Below are 17,113 nucleotides of genomic sequence, written 5' to 3' on the forward strand. Positions count from 1 at the left end.
TCCCGACACCTCAACCCGCGAGGACATGGAAAGGACACGCGTCCCGGCGCGCCGCGTCAGCTCGGGTGTGTCGCGTAGCCGCTGGTCAGAGGCCCGCGTCGCCCGCGTCGAGGCGCCGCTGCAACATGATCCGCAGCGGTAGCGACTCGCCGTCCCGAGCACCTTCGCCGACGATCAGCGGGGCCGGGTCGGGCTGCGGGTCGGCACCAAAAAGCCGGGCACGCAGTGAGCGCGGCACGGTCAGCAGGTGAAAACGACCGTCCACGTCGACCGCCCGGCTGCGCGCCCGGTCGATGTACCAGCCGTACAGGCCGGTCCGGTAGCGGGCCCGGCCGTCATGCGATCGGGCGACGAGTCGGGTGGTGGCCAGGCCGCGCCGCCGCGCCTCGGCGACGAAGGCGCTGACCAGCGCCGCCGCCTCCGCCTGCTCGGCCTCCCGGCGGCGCTGCGCGGCCGCCGCGTGCGCCAGCACCGCCTGCTGCCGCGCTTCTCGCCAGTCCGGGCCGCCGTCGCTCACCACGACCCGACGGTACGCCACCCGCCACCGCCCCTCGGCACTCGCTCCCGCTCTGCTGCCACCGGGGTACGGCGGGGGCGGGCGCGGCTTCGACGCCGTCCCCGGTGTACGGGCTCGGGCATCAGCCCGGGCGCACCGGGCGGCGTATGCCCCGAGGGTCGTCTTCCCACCCACAGCGGTCGTTTCGGCCGGTGGTCGCTGGGCCGGTGGATGCGGGTTCAGGCCCTTTGCTCTGCTTCAACCCACGCACCGGCGGTGCCTCGGAACCGTTGCGTCCGTTGAAGCAGAGCAAAGGGCGCGAGGTGGTACGTGCCTCGGCTGGTGCCAACGGCCGTGGCCGGCGCGACCGGGTATGCGTCCCGTCCGCCACGGCCGTTGACGATGGAGGCTCTCTAGAGCAGACCGGCGCGGCGCAGCGCGTCGGCCATCGCGCCATCGGCGGGTGCCGCAGCGCCGCGTCCCTGGCGCACCTGCCCGCCCTGCGCGCCACGGCCCTGCCCACCTTGGCCGGTACGACCCTGCCCGCCGCGGCCCTGACCGCTCTGCCTGCCACGTCCCTGCTGGCCCGCGTCACCCCGGCCGCCGGCACGCCCTGCGGCGGGCTCCGCCTCGTCCTCCAGGCGCAGGGTCAGCGAGATGCGCTTGCGCGGCACGTCGACGTCCAACACCTTGACCTTCACCACGTCACCGGACTTCACCACGTCGCGGGGATCTTTCACGAAGGTGCGGGACATCGCCGACACGTGCACCAGCCCGTCCTGGTGCACCCCGACATCCACGAACGCGCCGAACGCGGCCACGTTGGTGACCACGCCCTCCAGCACCATCCCGGGCGTCAGGTCGCTGATCTTCTCCACGCCCTCCACGAAGGTCGCCGTCTTGAACTCGGGTCGGGGGTCGCGGCCCGGCTTCTCCAGTTCGGCGAGGATGTCGGTGACGGTGGGCAGGCCGAACGTGTCGTCGACGAAGTCGGTGGCCCGCAGCCCCCGCAGGATCGCCGACTTGCCGATGATCGACCGCAGGTCCTGGCCGGTCGAGGTGAGGATCCGGCGCACCACCGGGTACGCCTCGGGGTGCACGCTGGAGGAGTCCAGCGGGTCGTCGCCGCCGGGGATGCGCAGGAAGCCGGCGCACTGTTCGAAGGCCTTCGGGCCGAGCCGGGCCACCTTCTTCAGCTCGGCCCGGGTGCGGAACGGGCCGTTGGCGTCCCGGTGCAGCACGATGTTCTCGGCCAGCCCGGCGCCGATGCCGGAGACCCGGGTCAGCAGCGGCGCGGAGGCGGTGTTGACGTCCACGCCGACGCCGTTGACGCAGTCCTCCACCACCGCGTCCAGCGACCGGGACAGCTTCACCTCGGACAGGTCGTGCTGGTACTGCCCGACACCGATGGAGCGCGGGTCGATCTTCACCAGCTCGGCGAGCGGGTCCTGCAGGCGGCGGGCGATGGAGACCGCACCGCGCAGCGACACGTCCAGCCCGGGCAGCTCCTGGGCGGCGTACGCGGAGGCTGAGTAGACCGACGCGCCGGCCTCGGAGACCACCACCTTGGTCAGCTTCAGCTCCGGATGCCGCTTGATCAGATCACCGGCCAGCTTGTCGGTCTCCCGGCTGGCGGTGCCGTTGCCGATGGCGATCAGCTCGACTCCGTGCGCGGCGGCCAGCGTGGCCAGGGTGTGCAGGGAGGCGTCCCACTGCCGGCGCGGCTCGTGCGGGTAGATCGTGTCGGTGGCGACCACCTTGCCGGTGGCGTCCACGACTGCCACCTTCACCCCGGTCCGCAGGCCCGGGTCCAGTCCCATGGTGGGCCGGGCACCGGCCGGCGCGGCCAGCAGCAGGTCGCGCAGGTTGGTGGCGAAGACCCGGACGGCCTCCTCCTCGGCCGCCTGCCACAGCCGCATCCGCAGGTCCGCGCCGAGGTGGATGAGGATCCGGGTACGCCACGCCCAACGCACCGTGTCGGCCAGCCACTTGTCGGCGGGCCGCCCCCGGTCGCTCACCCCGAACCGGCCGGCGATGGCCGCCTCGTAGCGGGTCGGCCCGCTGACCACCGCGTCGACGTCGCCGTCGGCCTCCGGGTCCATGGTCAGGTCGAGTACGCCCTCCTTCTCGCCCCGGAACATCGCCAGGATGCGGTGCGAGGGAAGCTTCGGGTACGGCTCGGCGAAGTCGAAGTAGTCGGCGAACTTCGCCCCGGCGCTCTCCTGTCCCTCGCGTACCCGGGACACCAGCCGGCCCCGCGACCACATCTGCTCGCGCAGCGTGCCGATCAGGTCGGCGTCCTCGGCGAACCGCTCGATCAGGATGGCCCGCGCCCCGTCCAGCGCGGCGGCGGCGTCGGCCACCCCCTTGTCGGCGTCGACGTACGCCGCCGCCGTCGAGCGGGGGTCCGAAGACGGGTCGCCGAGCAGCGTGTCGGCCAGGGGCTCCAGTCCGGCCTCGCGGGCGATCTGCGCCCGGGTCCGTCGCTTCGGCTTGTACGGCAGGTAGATGTCCTCCAGGCGGGACTTCGAGTCGGCCGCCATGATCTGCGCTTCCAGGGCCTCGTCGAGCTTGCCCTGGGAACGGATGGACTCCAGTACCGCCGCGCGCCGCTCGTCCAGTTCCCGCAGGTACCGCAGCCGCTCCTCCAGGGTGCGCAGCTGGGTGTCGTCGAGCAGGCCGGTGGCCTCCTTCCGGTACCGCGCGATGAACGGCACGGTGGCACCACCGTCGAGCAGCTCCACGGCCGCGCGTACCTGGCGCTCGGCGACGCCGAGTTCCTCGGCGATCCGCTGATGAACAGAGAGGGTCACGTTGTCGCTCCGCCTTCGGGTGTGGGTTCCGTGGTGCATTCTGCCGGGCTACCGTGGCGATCATGGAACCACCTGCGGACCCCCGGGCGCGCCGACTCTTCGGCGGCAGCGCGCGGACCCTCGGCGACCTGGCGACCAGCCCGTTCCGGGCCGACCGGGACCGCATCGTCGGCTCGCCGTTCTTCACCCGGCTCGGCGGGGTCACCCAGGTGGTCAGCCCGGGCGGGTCCGGGCTGCTGGTGCACAACCGGCTCACCCACAGCCTGAAGGTCGCCCAGGTGGCCCGGGCGATCGCCGAGCGGCTCACCGCCGACGACCACCAACGCGACCTGGTGGAGAAGCTCGGCGGCTGCGACCCGGACGTGGTGGAGGCCGCCGCGCTCGCCCACGACCTCGGTCACCCGCCCTTCGGGCACCTGGGGGAGCGGGTGCTCGACCGGCTGGCCCGGCACCGGCTCGGCCTGACCGACGGGTTCGAGGGCAACGCCCAGTCGTACCGGATCGTCACCTCGACCGAGATCCGGGGTGCGGCGACCACCGGCCTGGACCTGACCGCGGCGGTGCGGGCGGCGATGCTGAAGTACCCGTGGACCCGGCTGGACCACCCCGACCCGCATCCCCGGACGATGGACCCGCCGCCGCGCGGCGCGACCCCGCCGCCGGACGACCCGGACAGCGGCTCGCTGAAGTTCGGGGCGTACCGCACGGAACTGGACGACCTGCGGCAGGCCCGGGCACCGTTCGCCGGTCGGATCGCCGACTGGCAGCAGACCGTCGAGGCGTCGGTGATGGACACCGCCGACGACATCGCCTACGCCATCCACGACGTGGAGGACTTCTACCGGGTCGGCGTGCTCCAGCAGGGCGCGGTGGCCGCCGAACTGATGGCCTGGCAGCGCGAGGGCGGTCACCTGCGGGCGATCACCGACTCCGCGCTGGCCACCTCGGCCCGCCGCCCCGGCTCGTCGATCGAGCGGCTGCGTCGCCAACTGCACCACAAGGACGGCTGGATCGCCGACGACGAGGCGTTCGCCGCCGCCGTCGAGCATGTCCGGGAGGAGTTGGTCGAGGGGCTGCTGGCGTTGCCGTTCGACGGTTCGATCGAGGCGGAACAGTATGTGGCCCGCTTCTCCGCCCGGTGGACCACCCGCTTCGTGGACGCGATCACCGTCGTCGAGCAGCCCGCCGTACGCTCCGGGCACGTGCTGCTGGCTCCGGCGCAGTGGCACGAGGTGCAGGTGCTCAAGTTCGTGCACCACCGGTTCGTGCTGGCCCGCCCCGACCTGGCGTTGCACCAGCGCGGTCAGGCCCGGCTGCTCGACACCCTGGTCGAGGCGCTGCGGGAGTGGCTGCTCGACCCGGAGGAGGAGTCCCGGCTGCCCCGGCGGCTGCACGACCTGGTGGAGCTGGCCGAGGCGGAACTGCATCCGCGTACCCCGGACCGGATCGGCAAGGCGCGCGGGCGGGCCATCGTGGACTTCGTCGCCCAGCTCACCGACGGTCAGGCGGTGGCGATGCTGGACGCGCTCTCCGGCCGCTCCGGCGCCCTCTGGACCGACGCCTTCGTCCTCTGAGGCGACCGGCTCGGGCCGTCGGGGCGGCGGCGACTCAGGCGATGGCCTGCCACCAGCCGTCGACCGGCGGCGGGTCGTCGACCACCACCCGCTCACCGGGGCGTGGCACGGCCAGTCGCACGTCGCGGGCCTTCGCCTCGGCCCAGAGCCGGTCCACCGGCTCGGACCAGTCGTGCAGGGCGAGGTTGAACGTGCCCCAGTGCACCGGCAGGAACAGCCCACCGCGCAGGTCCAGGTGGGCGGCGACCGCCTCCTCCGGGAACATGTGGATGCCGGGCCAGGCCCGGTCGTACGCGCCGATCTGCATGAGCGTCACGTCGAACGGCCCGTGCGCGGCGCCGATCTCGGCGTACCCTCCGAAGTAGCCGGAGTCCCCGGTGTAGTAGACGCGGCGCTGCTGGCCGGCCACCACCCAGGAACTCCACAGGGTGCCGTTGCGGCGCAGGCCCCGGCCGGAGAAGTGCTGGGCGGCGGTGCAGGTGATCTCCAGCTCGGCCACCCGGTGGGTTTGCGACCAGTCCAGCTCGATGATCCGCTCCGCCGGTACGCCCCAGCGGTCGAGGTGGGCACCGACCCCGAGTGGCACCAGGAACGGCGCCGACTGCCGGGCGGTCAGTTCCCGCACCGTGCCCATGTCGAGATGGTCGTAGTGGTCGTGCGAGATCAGGATCGCGTCGAGGCGGGGCAGTTCGTCGAGGCGTACCGGCGGTTCGTGCAGTCGGCGCGGCCCGACTGCCGTCGAGGGGGAGCACCTGTCGCTCCACACCGGGTCCAGCAGCACCCGCCGACCCTCGATCTCGATCAGGGCGGAGGCGTGGCCGTACCAGACGATGTTCAGCTCGCGCGCCGGGTCGATGCCGGTCTCGGCGGCCGGTCGCAGCAGTGGCACGGGTGCGCCCGGCCGGCGCTTCTGCTTGCCGAAGAGCAGTTCCCGAAAGAGGTTGCGGTCCGGGGCGGGCACCATCGTGCGGGTGTCCGTCCGGTTGTGGAAGGTGCCGTCGCGGAACTGTGGTGACCGGGCCGCCCGTTCGGCGCGCGCGCCGGCCAGTCGGCCGCCGATCGCGGCCGGCACGTTCCGCGCGGCCCAGGCCGCGGTGGCGAGCCCGGCCACCGCGGCCAGGCCCGCCACCGATCCGGTGATCCGCCGTCCGGTGCTACGCCCGCTCGGCTCGTTCGGCACCCGCATCGTTCCCCCTCGGTTGGTCCCCGAGGTTCACGTTAGCTCCGTCGGCAGGCTTCAGCCGCCGTTGCTGGGGCGGTACGTGTGCTTGCGGTGCGTGGTGCCGGTGCCGCCGAAACCGGCGGTCAGGTCCATGACCCGCCGGCCCCACCGGGCGCGTGCCTGCACGGCGGGGTGGGTGGCGCCGAAGTCGTCCGCGCCGGCCTGCCCGTCGGCGAAGAGGGCGTACGTCACCAGTGGCGCGCCGGCGGTGTCGAAGATCACTCCGGCTTCGTGTCGGGCGTCGGCGAACCAGCCGGCCTTGGTGGCGACGCGGGCCCGTTCGGCGGAGGACATCTCGCGACGTACCCCGTCGGTGAACGCCACCGGTGAGCGCAGCAGTCGCAGCACCCGGTCGGTCGAGGCGGGGGAGAGCAGGGTGCCGGCGACCAGCGCCCGCAGCAGGTCATGGGTCTCCCGGGGCGTGCTGGTGCCCAGGTAGAAGCGGTTCGGATTGGCCACCGGCTGCACCTGCGTGTTCGGGAAGCCCTTCGCGACCAGGATCTGGTTGATCTCGGCGGCCGGGCAGACCAGCCCGCAGAGCCGGACCGCGGTGTCGTCGGAGACGGTCAGCAGGTTCGCCAGGACGTGGCCGACGGTCACCAGACTGGGGTGGGCGCCGTCCAGGCTGAAGATGCCGTCGCCGCCGGTCACCACGATCGCCTCGGTCACCTCCACCTGGTAGTCGATGGCGAGCAGGCCCCGGTCGACCTTGTCCAGCACCGCGACCGCCACGGCGATCTTGTTGACGCTGTACGCCTCGATCCGCAGGTCCGCCGACTCGTTCACCGCGACCAGCGGCCCGTCCGGCCCGGCCAGGCTGACGTACGCCTGCCAGTTGCCGCCGGCCCGGGTGCTGACCCGTTGGAAGGCCGCGGCGATGCGGGCGGCGAGCCGTTCGCGGTCACTGCCCGGCTCGCCACCCGTGCCCGCCTGCTCGGTCGGGTCAGCGGCGGCGGGCATCGCGGTGCCGAACACGGCGCCGGCCGTCGCCACGGTGCCCAGGCCGAGCGCGGTCCTGCGGTCCATCCGAATGGTCACTCGTCTCTCCCGTCGGTCCCCTGGTGTGTGCAGGACACACCCTAGGCCGAAGGATCGACGTAGGTGACCCCGTCGATGGGCTCACGGGGCGAGAACGACCTTCACACAGCCGTCCTGCTTCTTCTGGAACATCTCGTACGCCTGCGGCGCCTGCTCCAGCGGCAGCCGGTGGGTACGCAGGTCGGTCACGCCGAGCGGGTCGTCGTCGGTGAGCAGCGGGATGATCTCATCGGTCCAGCGCCGCACGTGGCACTGACCCATCCGCACCTGGACGCCCCGGTCGAACATCTCCATCAGCGGCAGCGGGTCGACCTCGCCGCCGTACACGCCGGAGATCGAGACGGTGCCGCCGCGCCGGACGGCCTTGAGCGCGGCCTTGAGCGCGACCAGCCGGTCGATCCCGATTTTGTCGATCATCGGCTGGGCGAGCTTGTCCGGCAGCAACCCGGCGGCGGCCTGGCCGAGCTTGCCCAGCGGCGCGCCGTGCGACTCCATCCCGACCGCGTCGATCACCGCGTCCGGCCCGCGCCCGTCCACCAGGTCGATCAACGCGCCGGGCACGTCGTCGAGCTGGGTGACGTCGAGCACCTCCACGCCGTGCCGACGGGCCATCTCCAGCCGTTCCGGCACCACGTCGAGGCCGATCACCCGGTCCGCACCGAGGTGGCGGCCGATGCGGGCACAGAACTGCCCGACCGGGCCCAGCCCGAAGACCGCCAGGGTGCCGCCGGGTGGGGTGTCGGCGTACTTCACCGCCTGCCAGGCGGTCGGCAGGATGTCGGAGAGGTAGAGCCACCGCTCGTCCGGCCCGTCGTCCGGCACCTTGATCGGGCCGAACTCGGCGAACGGAACGCGGAGGAACTGGGCCTGCCCGCCGGGCACCGCGCCGTAGAGGGAGGTGTAGCCGAACAGCGCGGCACCCTTGCCCTCGGCGGTGACCTGGGTGGTCTCGCACTGGGCGTAGAGCTGCCGCTGGCACATCCAGCAGGATCCGCAGGAGATGTTGAACGGCACCACCACCCGGTCGCCGGGCTTGAGGCGGGTCACCCCCGACCCGACCTCCTCGACGATGCCCATCGGCTCGTGACCGAGGATGTCACCCGGCTTGAGGTAGGGCCCCAGGACTTCGTAGAGGTGCAGGTCCGAGCCGCAGATGGCGGTCGAGGTGATCCGCACGATCGCGTCGGTCGGCTCCTCGATCCTCGGGTCCGGCACCTCCTCGACCCGTACGTCCCGCTTCCCCTGCCAGGTAAGTGCCCGCATGTCGCCCCCTAGTTCGCCGCAGTCCCCGTAGCTGGTCTGCTACCCCCACCAACGGCTTTCAACCGACCGGCCAACCCCGCCTTTCACGGGGTTGATCATGAGGTTGGCGGCAGTTTGAAGATCAACAATTGCCGCCAACCTCATGATCAACGGAGGAGATTCGGTCAGAGGGGGGTCAGGTGCCGGGGGTTTCGGCGTGGCGGGTGGTCGCCGTGAGGTAGTCGCGGTTGAGGCGGCCGATGGTGGTCAGCGGGATGCCCTTCGGGCAGACCACGGTGCACTCGCCGGCGTTGGTACAGCCGCCGAAGCCGGCCTCGTCGTGCGCGTCGACCATGCCGATCACCCGGGTGTAGCGCTCGGGCTGGCCCTGGGGGAGCAGCGAGAGCTGGGTGACCTTGGCGGCGGTGAACAGCATCCCGGAGCCGTTCGGGCAGGCGGCCACGCAGGCGCCGCAGCCGATGCAGGCGGCGGACTCGAAGGCGGCGTCGGCGTCGGCCTTGGCCACCGGTACGGAGTGCGCCTCCGGTGCGCTGCCGGTGGGCGCCGTGACGTACCCGCCAGCGGCGATGATCGTGTCGAAGGCGTTGCGGTTGACCACCAGGTCCTTGATGACCGGGAAGGCCCGGGCCCGCCACGGCTCGATGTCGATCGTTTCGCCGTCCTTGAACTGCCGCATGTGCAGCTGGCAGGCGGTGGTGCCGCGCTGCGGGCCGTGCGCGTCCCCGTTGATCATGAGGCCGCACATGCCGCAGATGCCCTCGCGGCAGTCGTGGTCGAAGGCGACCGGCTCCTCACCGGCGAGGATGAGGCGCTCGTTGAGCACGTCGAGCATCTCCAGGAACGACATGTCCGGGGAGACGTCGTCGACCTGGTACGTCACCATCCGACCCTTGTCCTGGGGGCCGGACTGGCGCCAGATGCGCAGGGTCAGGTTCACTTGTAGCTCCGCTGCGTGGGGTGGACGTATTCGAAGTTCAGGTCTTCCTTGTGCAACACCGAGGGCTCACCCGTGGCGGTGAACTCCCAGGCCGCGACGTACGCGAACCGCTCGTCGTCGCGCTGCGCCTCGCCCTCCGGGGTCTGGTGCTCGGCGCGGAAGTGGCCGCCGCAGGACTCCTCCCGGTGCAGGGCGTCGATGCACATCAGCTCGGCCAGCTCGAAGAAGTCGGCCACCCGGCCGGCCTTCTCCAGCGACTGGTTCAGCCCCTCGCCGTTGCCCGGCACCCGGACCCGCTGCCAGAACTGGTCCCGCAGCGCGCGGATCTCGTCGATGGCCTTGCGCAGCCCGGCCTCGGAGCGCTCCATGCCGCAGTGCTCCCACATGATCTGGCCCAGCTCGCGGTGGAACGAGTCCACCGTCCGGTCGCCGTCGATCGCGAGCAGCCGCTGGATGCGGTCCTCCACGTCGCGCCGGGCCTCGACGGCCGCCGGGTGGGTCGCGTCGACCTTCTCGAACGGACCGGCGGCCAGGTAGTTGGCGACCGTGTTGGGCAGCACGAAGTACCCGTCGGCCAGGCCCTGCATCAGCGCCGAGGCGCCGAGCCGGTTCGCGCCGTGGTCGGAGAAGTTCGCCTCGCCGATGACGAACAGGCCGGGGATCGTCGACTGGAGGTCGTAGTCGACCCAGAGGCCGCCCATCGTGTAGTGCACGGCGGGGTAGATCCGCATCGGCACCTCGTACGGGTCCTCGCCGGTGATCCGCTCGTACATCTCGAAGAGGTTGCCGTACTTGGCCTCGATGGCCTTGCGGCCCAGCCGGTCGATGGCGTCGGAGAAGTCGAGGTAGACCCCGAGCTTCGTCGGGCCGACGCCCCGGCCCTCGTCGCAGACGTTCTTCGCGGCGCGGGAGGCGATGTCGCGGGGCACCAGGTTGCCGAAGGACGGGTAGATGCGCTCCAGGTAGTAGTCCCGCTCGTCCTCCGGAATGTCACGGGGGTCGCGGTCGTCGCCCTTGACCTTCGGTACCCACACCCGGCCGTCGTTGCGCAGCGACTCGCTCATCAGGGTCAGCTTCGACTGGTGGTCGCCGGAGACCGGGATGCAGGTCGGGTGGATCTGGGTGTAGCAGGGGTTGGCGAAGTACGCGCCCTTGCGGTGTGCCCGCCAGGTGGCGGTGACGTTGCAGCCCTTCGCGTTGGTGGAGAGGTAGAAGACGTTGCCGTAGCCGCCGGAGGCGAGCACCACCGCGTCGGCGAACTCAGTGGTGATCTCGCCGGTGACCATGTCCCGGACCACGATGCCCCGGGCCTTGCCATCCACGACGATCAACTCGAGCATCTCGTGCCGGGCGTTCATCTCCACGTTGCCCAGGCCGATCTGCCGCTCCAACGCCTGGTACGCGCCGAGCAGCAACTGCTGGCCCGTCTGGCCCCGGGCGTAGAAGGTCCGCTGCACCTGCGCGCCACCGAACGAACGGGTGTCGAGCAGGCCGCCGTACTCGCGGGCGAACGGCACCCCCTGGGCGACGCACTGGTCGATGATGTTGACCGAGACCTCGGCGAGGCGGTGTACGTTCGACTCGCGGGAGCGGAAGTCGCCGCCCTTGACGGTGTCGTAGAACAGCCGGTGCACCGAGTCGCCGTCGTTGCGGTAGTTCTTGGCGGCGTTGATGCCGCCCTGGGCGGCGATCGAGTGCGCCCGGCGGGGGCTGTCCTGGTAGCAGTACGACTTGACCCGGTAGCCCTGCTCGGCGAGCGTGGCGGCGGCCGAGCCGCCGGCCAGGCCGGTGCCGACCACGATCACCGTCATCTTGCGGCGGTTGGCCGGGTTGACCAGCTTGGCCTCGAAACGGCGGCGTTCCCAGCGGGTCTCGATCGGCCCGTCGGGAGCCCTGGTGTCGGCGATCGGGTCGCCCTCGGTGAACAGATCCATGGTCAGGACACCAATCCGGTGAGTACGGCGAACGGGACCACGAGGTAGCCGGCGCAGAGCACGACGGCGAAGGTCAGCGCCACCACCCGGGCCCGCTGCTCGCCGCGTGGGGTCTGCTGGCCCAGGCTGCGCAGCGCGCTGAACACGCCGTGCCGCAGGTGGAAGCCGAGCGCGACGATCGCCAGGGTGTAGAAGGCCGTGACGTACCAGCGCTGCGGGGCGAAGTCGGCGACCACGTTGGCGTACGGGCGGGACGGGTCGCCGACCGGGTTCAGCGTGCCGGTGGTCAGGTCGAGGATGTGGTAGATCACGAAGAGCAGGATGATCACGCCGCCCCACCGCATGGTCCGGGCCGCGTAGCTGCCCCGGACCTTCTTGCGGTGGGCGTAGCGCACCGGGCGGGCGGCGCGGGCGCGCAACGCCAGGACCGTGGCGGCCCAGATGTGCAGCAGCACCGCGGCCAGCAGGCCGACCCGTTGGATCCACAGGAACCCGGCGCTGGGCAGCAGCGGGACGCCGATCTCGCGCAACCAGTGCGCGTAGTGGTCGAACGAGGACGCGCCCGAGAAGATCTTCAGGTTGCCCAGCATGTGGGCGATCAGGAACAGCACCAGCAGGATGCCCGTCACCGCCATGACGGCCTTGAGGCCGACATTCGATCGGATGGGCGACCGGGTTCTCGTCGTGACTACCACTCGACCGACGCTAGGAGGACTTCGATCAGTCGTCCAATGCATCGACACCGCAGTCTTGATAGCCATAAGCTATGTAGATGCAGCTCCATCAGCTGAAGTACTTCGTCGCGGTGGCCGAAGTACGACATTTCACCCAGGCGGCCGACCTCGTGGGCATCACCCAGCCGTCGTTGAGTAAGCAAATTCACGCGTTGGAGGACACCCTCGGCGCACCCCTGTTTGAGCGGGTAAGGGGCAACATAACGCTGACCGCGGCGGGGGAGGTGCTGCTGCCGTTGGCCACCCGGATCCTGGCCGACGTCGAGACCGCCACCCGCGAGGTGCAGGAACTTGTCGGCCTGCGGCGCGGCCGGGTACGCCTCGGCGCCACCCCCAGCCTCGCCACCTCGCTCGCTCCGCCGGTGCTTCGCCGGTTCCGCGACGCCCACCCCACCGTCGACCTGCGGATGGAGGAGGGCGGCTCGCAGGACCTGGTCCGTGACCTGCTCCGGGGCGACCTCGACCTTGCGCTGATCATCATGCCCGGCCAGGGCACCGACGCCGGCCTGCGGGCCGATCCGATCCTCACCGAGAATCTGGTGGTCGCCTCGGTCGACCCGGTGCCCACCGCCATCCCCGGTGCCGAGCTGCGCATCACCGACCTGCGCGACCAGCCGATGGTGATGTTCCGCGAGGGCTACGACCTGCGCGACGCCACCCTCCAGGCGTGCCGGGACGCCGGCTTCGAACCGACCCTGTCGGTGGACGGCGGGGAGATGGACGCGGTGCTCAGCTTCGTCGAGGCCGGGCTGGGCATCGCCGTGGTACCCGGCATGGTGGTGGCCCGCCGAACCGGCATCCGGGTCACCCGGCTCGCCCCACCCGGCGTCCGCCGCACCATCGCGGTGGCCCGCCGCCGCGACGCCGTACCCACCCACGCCGGCCGCGAACTACGCCGCATCCTGCTCGACTACATCCACACCGCCACCGCCACCCGTCAACTCCCCCCCGGCGTCGAACCCCTGCCCTAACCGTTCTCGGCGTCGTCCATGGCGCGGTAGATGCGTTGTTCGGAGACGGGGTACGGGGTGCCGAGGGCCTGGGCGAAGATGCTGACCCGCAGCTCCTCGATCATCCAGCGGATCTGGCGGACCGCCGGCGACGAGCGTCGCGCCGTGGGCAGGGCGGCCAGGAACTCGTCGTACTCGCGTTGCACCACCGCGACGCGGTCCTGTTGCTGCTTGTCCCGTGCGGGGTTGCTCGGCAGCCGGTCCAGTCGACGCTCGATCGCGGTCAGGTAACGCAGCAGGTCGGGCAGTCGGGCGTACCCGGCCTCGGTGATGAAACCGGCGTGCACGAGGCCGGTGAGCTGGTTGCGGATGTCGGCCAGGGCGGCCACCACGGCTAGGTTCCGCGTCGCGCCGAGGCGCTGCTGCACCGCGTACGCGGCGGCGAGCACCGCCCGGACCCGGTCCATCACCGCCACCACCGTGTCCACCAGCTCGGCCCGGACCTTCTCGCGCAGCGCGACGAAACCCGCCTCGTCCCAGGCCGGCCCGCCCGCGTCGGTGATCAGCTTGTCGATCGCCGCGCCGGCCGCGTCCTCGATCAACGCCTGCACCCCGCCGTGCGGGTTACGGGACAACGCCAGCTTCGCCTCGTTGCTCAGCCGCCCCTGGAGGAACTTCGCCGGTGACGGCACGGTCAACCGCAGCAGCCGCCGGGTGCCGGCCCAGTGGGCGGCCTCCTGCTCGCCGGGTGAGTCGAACACCTTCACGCCCACCGTCGCGCCCTCGTCGACGAGCGCCGGGTAGGCGGTCACCGCGTACCCGGCCCGGACCTGCTCGATGGTGCGCGGCAGCGTACCGATCTCCCAGCCGGTCAGCCCCGACCGGGCCACCTCCGGTGCGGCGGCGGCCACCACCTGGCGTACCTCCGCCTTGAGCTGGCGTTGCAGGGCCGGCAGGTCCTTGCCCTCGGCGACCGGTTCGTCGTCGTCACCGAGCACCCGGAAGGTGACCCGCAGGTGCGGCGGCAGCCTGCCCAGATCCCAGGCGTCCCTCGGCACGGTCACCCCGGTCATCCGCCGCAGCTGTCGGGTCAGCGCGTCCAGCAGCGGCTCCTCGCCGGGGGTGATCGCGGCCAGCGCGGCGCGGGCGTAGTCGGGCACCGGCACGAAGTTGCGTCGTACCGGCTTCGGCAGCGACCGGATCAGCGCCACGACGAGTTCCTCGCGCAGCCCCGGCACCTGCCAGTCAAAGCTCTCGGCGGGCACCTGGTTGAGCAACGGCAGCGGGATGTCCACCGTCACGCCGTCGGTCGGGGCGCCGGGCTCGAACGTGTACGTCAGCGGCAGCGCCACCCTGTCGGCCCGCCACTGGTCGGGGTAGTCGGCCTCGTCCAGCCCGCCCCGGCCCGCGTTGACCAGCAGCTCCCGGGTGAAGGTGAGCAGCTCGGGCCGCTCCCGCCGGGTCTTCTTCCACCAGCTGTCGAAGTGCCGCCCGGAGACCACCTCGGCCGGGATCCGCTCGTCGTAGAACTGGAAGATCGTCTCGTCGTCGACCAGGATGTCGCGCCGCCGAGCCCGGTTCTCCAGCTCCTCGATCTCGTGCAAGAGTCGCTGGTTGTCCCGCCAGAACTGGTGGTGGGTGGACCAGTCGCCCTCGACCAGCGCGTGCCGGATGAACAGCTCCCGGCTCAGCGTCGGGTCGATCCGACCAAAGTTCACCTTGCGGGAGGTGACCAGGGGGACGCCGAAGAGGGTGACCTTCTCGTACGCCATCACCGCCGCCTGCTTCTTCTCCCAGTGCGGCTCGCTGTAGCTGCGCTTGACCAGGTGCTGGGCGAGCGGCTCGACCCACTCCGGCTCGATCCGCCCGTTCACCCGCCCCCAGAGCCGGGAGGTCTCCACCAGCTCGGCGGCCATCACCCAGCGGGGCGGTTTGCGGAACAGCGCCGAGCCCGGGAACAGGGCGAACTTCGCCCCACGCGCGCCCAGGTACTCGTGCTTCTGCGCGTCCTTCAGGCCGATGTGCGACAGCAGGCCCGGCAGCAGCGACTGGTGCACCTTCGGTGTGTCGATCTCCTCCGGCAGGTCCGCGCCGCCCTGGCGCCGCCCGCCGCCGTCGGGCGCGGCGTCCGGGCCGCCCCGCCGGCCGCGTCCCCGGTTCCGGTCGTCCGGGGTACGCAGCACCTGGCGCAACTGGCTGACGATGTCCTGCCACTCCCGGACCCGCAGGTAGTTGAGGTACTCGGCCCGACACATCCGGCGGAACGCGCTGGAGGAGAGGGCCCGCTGCTGCTCGCGCAGGTACCGCCAGAGGTTGAGGTACGCGACGAAGTCGGATTCGGCGTCGGCGAACCGGGCGTGCGCCTGGTCGGCCTGGGCCTGTTTCTCCGCCGGCCGCTCGCGCGGATCCTGGATGGACAGGGCCGCGGCGATCACCATCACCTCGGTGGCGCAGCCGTTGCGTTCCCCCTCCAGCACCATCCGGGCCAGCCGGGGGTCGACCGGCAACTGGGCCAACCGTCGGCCGAGGGTGGTGAGCCGTCTCGTCGGGTCGCTCTCGGCCGGGTCGAGCGCGCCCAGCTCGTGCAGCAGGTTGACGCCGTCGGTGATGTTGCGCCGGTCCGGCGGGTCGATGAACGGGAACGCGGCGATGTCGCCCAGGCCGATGGCGGTCATCTGGAGGATGACCGAGGCCAGGTTGGTCCGCAGGATCTCCGGGTCGGTGAACGCGGGGCGGGAGTCGAAGTCCTGCTCGTCGTAGAGTCGGATGCAGATGCCGTCCGAGGTACGTCCGCAGCGACCCTTGCGCTGGTTGGCGCTGGCCTGCGAGATCGGCTCGATCGGCAGCCGCTGCACCTTCAGCCGCTGCGAGTAGCGGGAGATCCGGGCGGTGCCGGGATCCACCACGTACTTGATGCCGGGCACGGTCAGCGAGGTTTCCGCCACGTTCGTGGCCAGCACCACCCGGCGTCCGCCGTGCGGGGCGAAGACCCGGTGCTGCTCGGCGACGCTGAGCCGGGCGTACAGCGGCAGGATCTCGGTGCCGAGCAGGGACCGCTTGTTCTGCACCAGCTTGCCCAGCGATTCGGCGGTGTCCCGGATCTCCCGCTCACCGCTGAGGAAGACCAGGATGTCGCCCGGCCCCTCGGCGGCCAGCTCCTCGACGGCGTCACCGATGGCCTGGATCTGGTCGCGGACGTTCTCCTCGTCGGCGTCCTCCTCGTCGCCTCCGGCGACCTCGACCAGTGGCCGGTAGCGCACCTCGACCGGATAGGTCCGGCCGGAGACCTCCACCACCGGTGCCGGCTCGCCGTCGGGATGCTCGGCGGTCGGTGGCCCGGCGAAGTGCCGGGCGAACCGGTCGGTCTCGATGGTCGCCGAGGTGATGATCACCTTGAGGTCGGGGCGGCGCGGCAGGAGCTGCCGGAGGTACCCGAGAATGAAGTCGATGTTGAGGCTGCGCTCGTGCGCCTCGTCGATGATCAACGTGTCGTACTGGCGCAGCATCCGGTCGGTCTGCAACTCGGCCAGCAGGATGCCGTCGGTCATCAGCTTGACCAGGCTGTTCTCGCTGACCTGATCGGTGAAGCGCACCTTGTAGCCGACCACGTCACCCAGCTCGGTGCCCAGCTCCTCGGCGATCCGGTCGGCCACCGTACGCGCGGCCAACCGCCGGGGCTGGGTGTGCCCGATCAGGCCGCCGATGCCACGCCCCAGCTCCAGGCAGATCTTCGGCAGCTGAGTGGTCTTGCCCGAGCCGGTCTCGCCCGCCACGATCACCACCTGGTGGTCGCGGATGGCGGCGGCGATGTCGTCCTTGCGCTCGCTGACCGGCAGACTGGCCGGGTAGACGATCTTCGGGACCGCCGCTTTCCGCCGCTCCAGCCGACCCTCCGCCGCAGCCGTCTCGGCGACGATCTCCGCCAGCACCGACTCGCGTCGCTGCGGGTCACGTAGCTTCCGCAGCCCGTCGAGTCGACGGCGCAGCTGACGCTGGTCGCGGAACATCAGCGGGGAAAGGCGACGCTGCAACTCGCGGACGGGATCGGTCGCGGCGGGTGAGGCTGGATTCTGCATGTCGTGGCCAAGGATAGGCAGCCGGTTGCCGGTCCGCCTCCTGGTTACCCGTGCCATGCCCGGCCTGCTCGGGCCG

The 17,113-nt window shown here is 71.4% G+C and carries 10 protein-coding genes and 1 pseudogene; 2 read left to right on the plus strand and 9 right to left on the minus strand.

Annotation, left to right across the window (positions count from 1 at the left end; translation table 11 throughout):
• Positions 1 to 85: 85 nt before the first annotated feature.
• Positions 86 to 520 (minus strand): hypothetical protein, encoded by a 435-nt coding sequence (locus O7597_RS21585; protein ID WP_269738939.1) that lies wholly within the window; start codon positions 518 to 520, stop codon positions 86 to 88.
• Between the two features lie 389 nt (positions 521 to 909).
• Positions 910 to 3,373, minus strand: a pseudogene (locus O7597_RS21590) (Tex family protein).
• Here O7597_RS21590 and dgt point away from each other — a divergent pair.
• Positions 3,372 to 4,883 carry a dGTP triphosphohydrolase gene (dgt, locus tag O7597_RS21595; RefSeq protein WP_281580535.1) on the plus strand — a complete coding sequence of 504 codons (1,512 nt, stop codon included), beginning with the start codon at positions 3,372 to 3,374 and terminating at the stop codon, positions 4,881 to 4,883. The pseudogene O7597_RS21590 and the gene dgt sit on opposite strands and share 2 nt — an antisense overlap.
• A gap of 34 nt (positions 4,884 to 4,917) precedes the next feature.
• Here dgt and O7597_RS21600 read toward each other — a convergent pair whose 3' ends face one another.
• From O7597_RS21600 to O7597_RS21625, 6 genes are all read right to left on the minus strand, one after another.
• Positions 4,918 to 6,069: an MBL fold metallo-hydrolase gene (locus O7597_RS21600; RefSeq protein ID WP_281580536.1), complete on the minus strand. Its 1,152-nt coding sequence runs from the start codon at positions 6,067 to 6,069 to the stop codon at positions 4,918 to 4,920.
• 51 nt (positions 6,070 to 6,120) lie between these two features.
• Positions 6,121 to 7,131 (minus strand): serine hydrolase, encoded by a 1,011-nt coding sequence (locus O7597_RS21605; protein WP_281580537.1) that lies wholly within the window; start codon positions 7,129 to 7,131, stop codon positions 6,121 to 6,123.
• 93 nt (positions 7,132 to 7,224) lie between these two features.
• Positions 7,225 to 8,406: a zinc-dependent alcohol dehydrogenase gene (locus O7597_RS21610; protein ID WP_281580538.1), complete on the minus strand. Its 1,182-nt coding sequence runs from the start codon at positions 8,404 to 8,406 to the stop codon at positions 7,225 to 7,227.
• Between the two features lie 175 nt (positions 8,407 to 8,581).
• Positions 8,582 to 9,343: a succinate dehydrogenase/fumarate reductase iron-sulfur subunit gene (locus tag O7597_RS21615; protein WP_281580539.1), complete on the minus strand. Its 762-nt coding sequence runs from the start codon at positions 9,341 to 9,343 to the stop codon at positions 8,582 to 8,584.
• Positions 9,340 to 11,277, minus strand: a complete 1,938-nt coding sequence (locus O7597_RS21620) for a fumarate reductase/succinate dehydrogenase flavoprotein subunit (RefSeq protein WP_281580540.1) — start codon at positions 11,275 to 11,277, stop codon at positions 9,340 to 9,342. The genes O7597_RS21615 and O7597_RS21620 overlap by 4 nt, the downstream gene beginning before the upstream one ends.
• Before the next feature lie 2 nt (positions 11,278 to 11,279).
• Positions 11,280 to 11,972, minus strand: a complete 693-nt coding sequence (locus O7597_RS21625; RefSeq protein WP_281580541.1) for a succinate dehydrogenase cytochrome b subunit — start codon at positions 11,970 to 11,972, stop codon at positions 11,280 to 11,282.
• A 77-nt stretch (positions 11,973 to 12,049) separates the two neighbouring features.
• Between O7597_RS21625 and O7597_RS21630 the strand changes: the two genes are divergently transcribed.
• Positions 12,050 to 12,982: a LysR family transcriptional regulator gene (locus O7597_RS21630; RefSeq protein ID WP_269738930.1), complete on the plus strand. Its 933-nt coding sequence runs from the start codon at positions 12,050 to 12,052 to the stop codon at positions 12,980 to 12,982.
• Here the strand turns inward: O7597_RS21630 and hrpA are convergent.
• Positions 12,979 to 17,037, minus strand: a complete 4,059-nt coding sequence (gene hrpA, locus O7597_RS21635) for an ATP-dependent RNA helicase HrpA (RefSeq protein ID WP_281580542.1) — start codon at positions 17,035 to 17,037, stop codon at positions 12,979 to 12,981. The two genes, O7597_RS21630 and hrpA, sit on opposite strands and share 4 nt — an antisense overlap.
• Positions 17,038 to 17,113 lie beyond the last annotated feature (76 nt).

The organism is Verrucosispora sp. WMMC514 (assembly GCF_027497295.1).
Classification (GTDB): domain Bacteria; phylum Actinomycetota; class Actinomycetes; order Mycobacteriales; family Micromonosporaceae; genus Micromonospora; species Micromonospora palythoicola.

Excerpts from the sequence above, each read along its gene's own strand:
- dgt (WP_281580535.1), top strand. The coding sequence starts at position 3,372 with ATGGAACCACCTGCGGACCCCCGGGCGCGCCGACTCTTCGGCGGCAGC.
- O7597_RS21600 (WP_281580536.1), bottom strand. The coding sequence starts at position 6,069 with ATGCGGGTGCCGAACGAGCCGAGCGGGCGTAGCACCGGACGGCGGATC.
- O7597_RS21605 (WP_281580537.1), bottom strand. The coding sequence starts at position 7,131 with ATGGACCGCAGGACCGCGCTCGGCCTGGGCACCGTGGCGACGGCCGGC.
- O7597_RS21610 (WP_281580538.1), bottom strand. The coding sequence starts at position 8,406 with ATGCGGGCACTTACCTGGCAGGGGAAGCGGGACGTACGGGTCGAGGAG.
- O7597_RS21620 (WP_281580540.1), bottom strand. The coding sequence starts at position 11,277 with ATGGATCTGTTCACCGAGGGCGACCCGATCGCCGACACCAGGGCTCCC.
- O7597_RS21630 (WP_269738930.1), top strand. The coding sequence starts at position 12,050 with ATGCAGCTCCATCAGCTGAAGTACTTCGTCGCGGTGGCCGAAGTACGA.
- hrpA (WP_281580542.1), bottom strand. The coding sequence starts at position 17,037 with ATGCAGAATCCAGCCTCACCCGCCGCGACCGATCCCGTCCGCGAGTTG.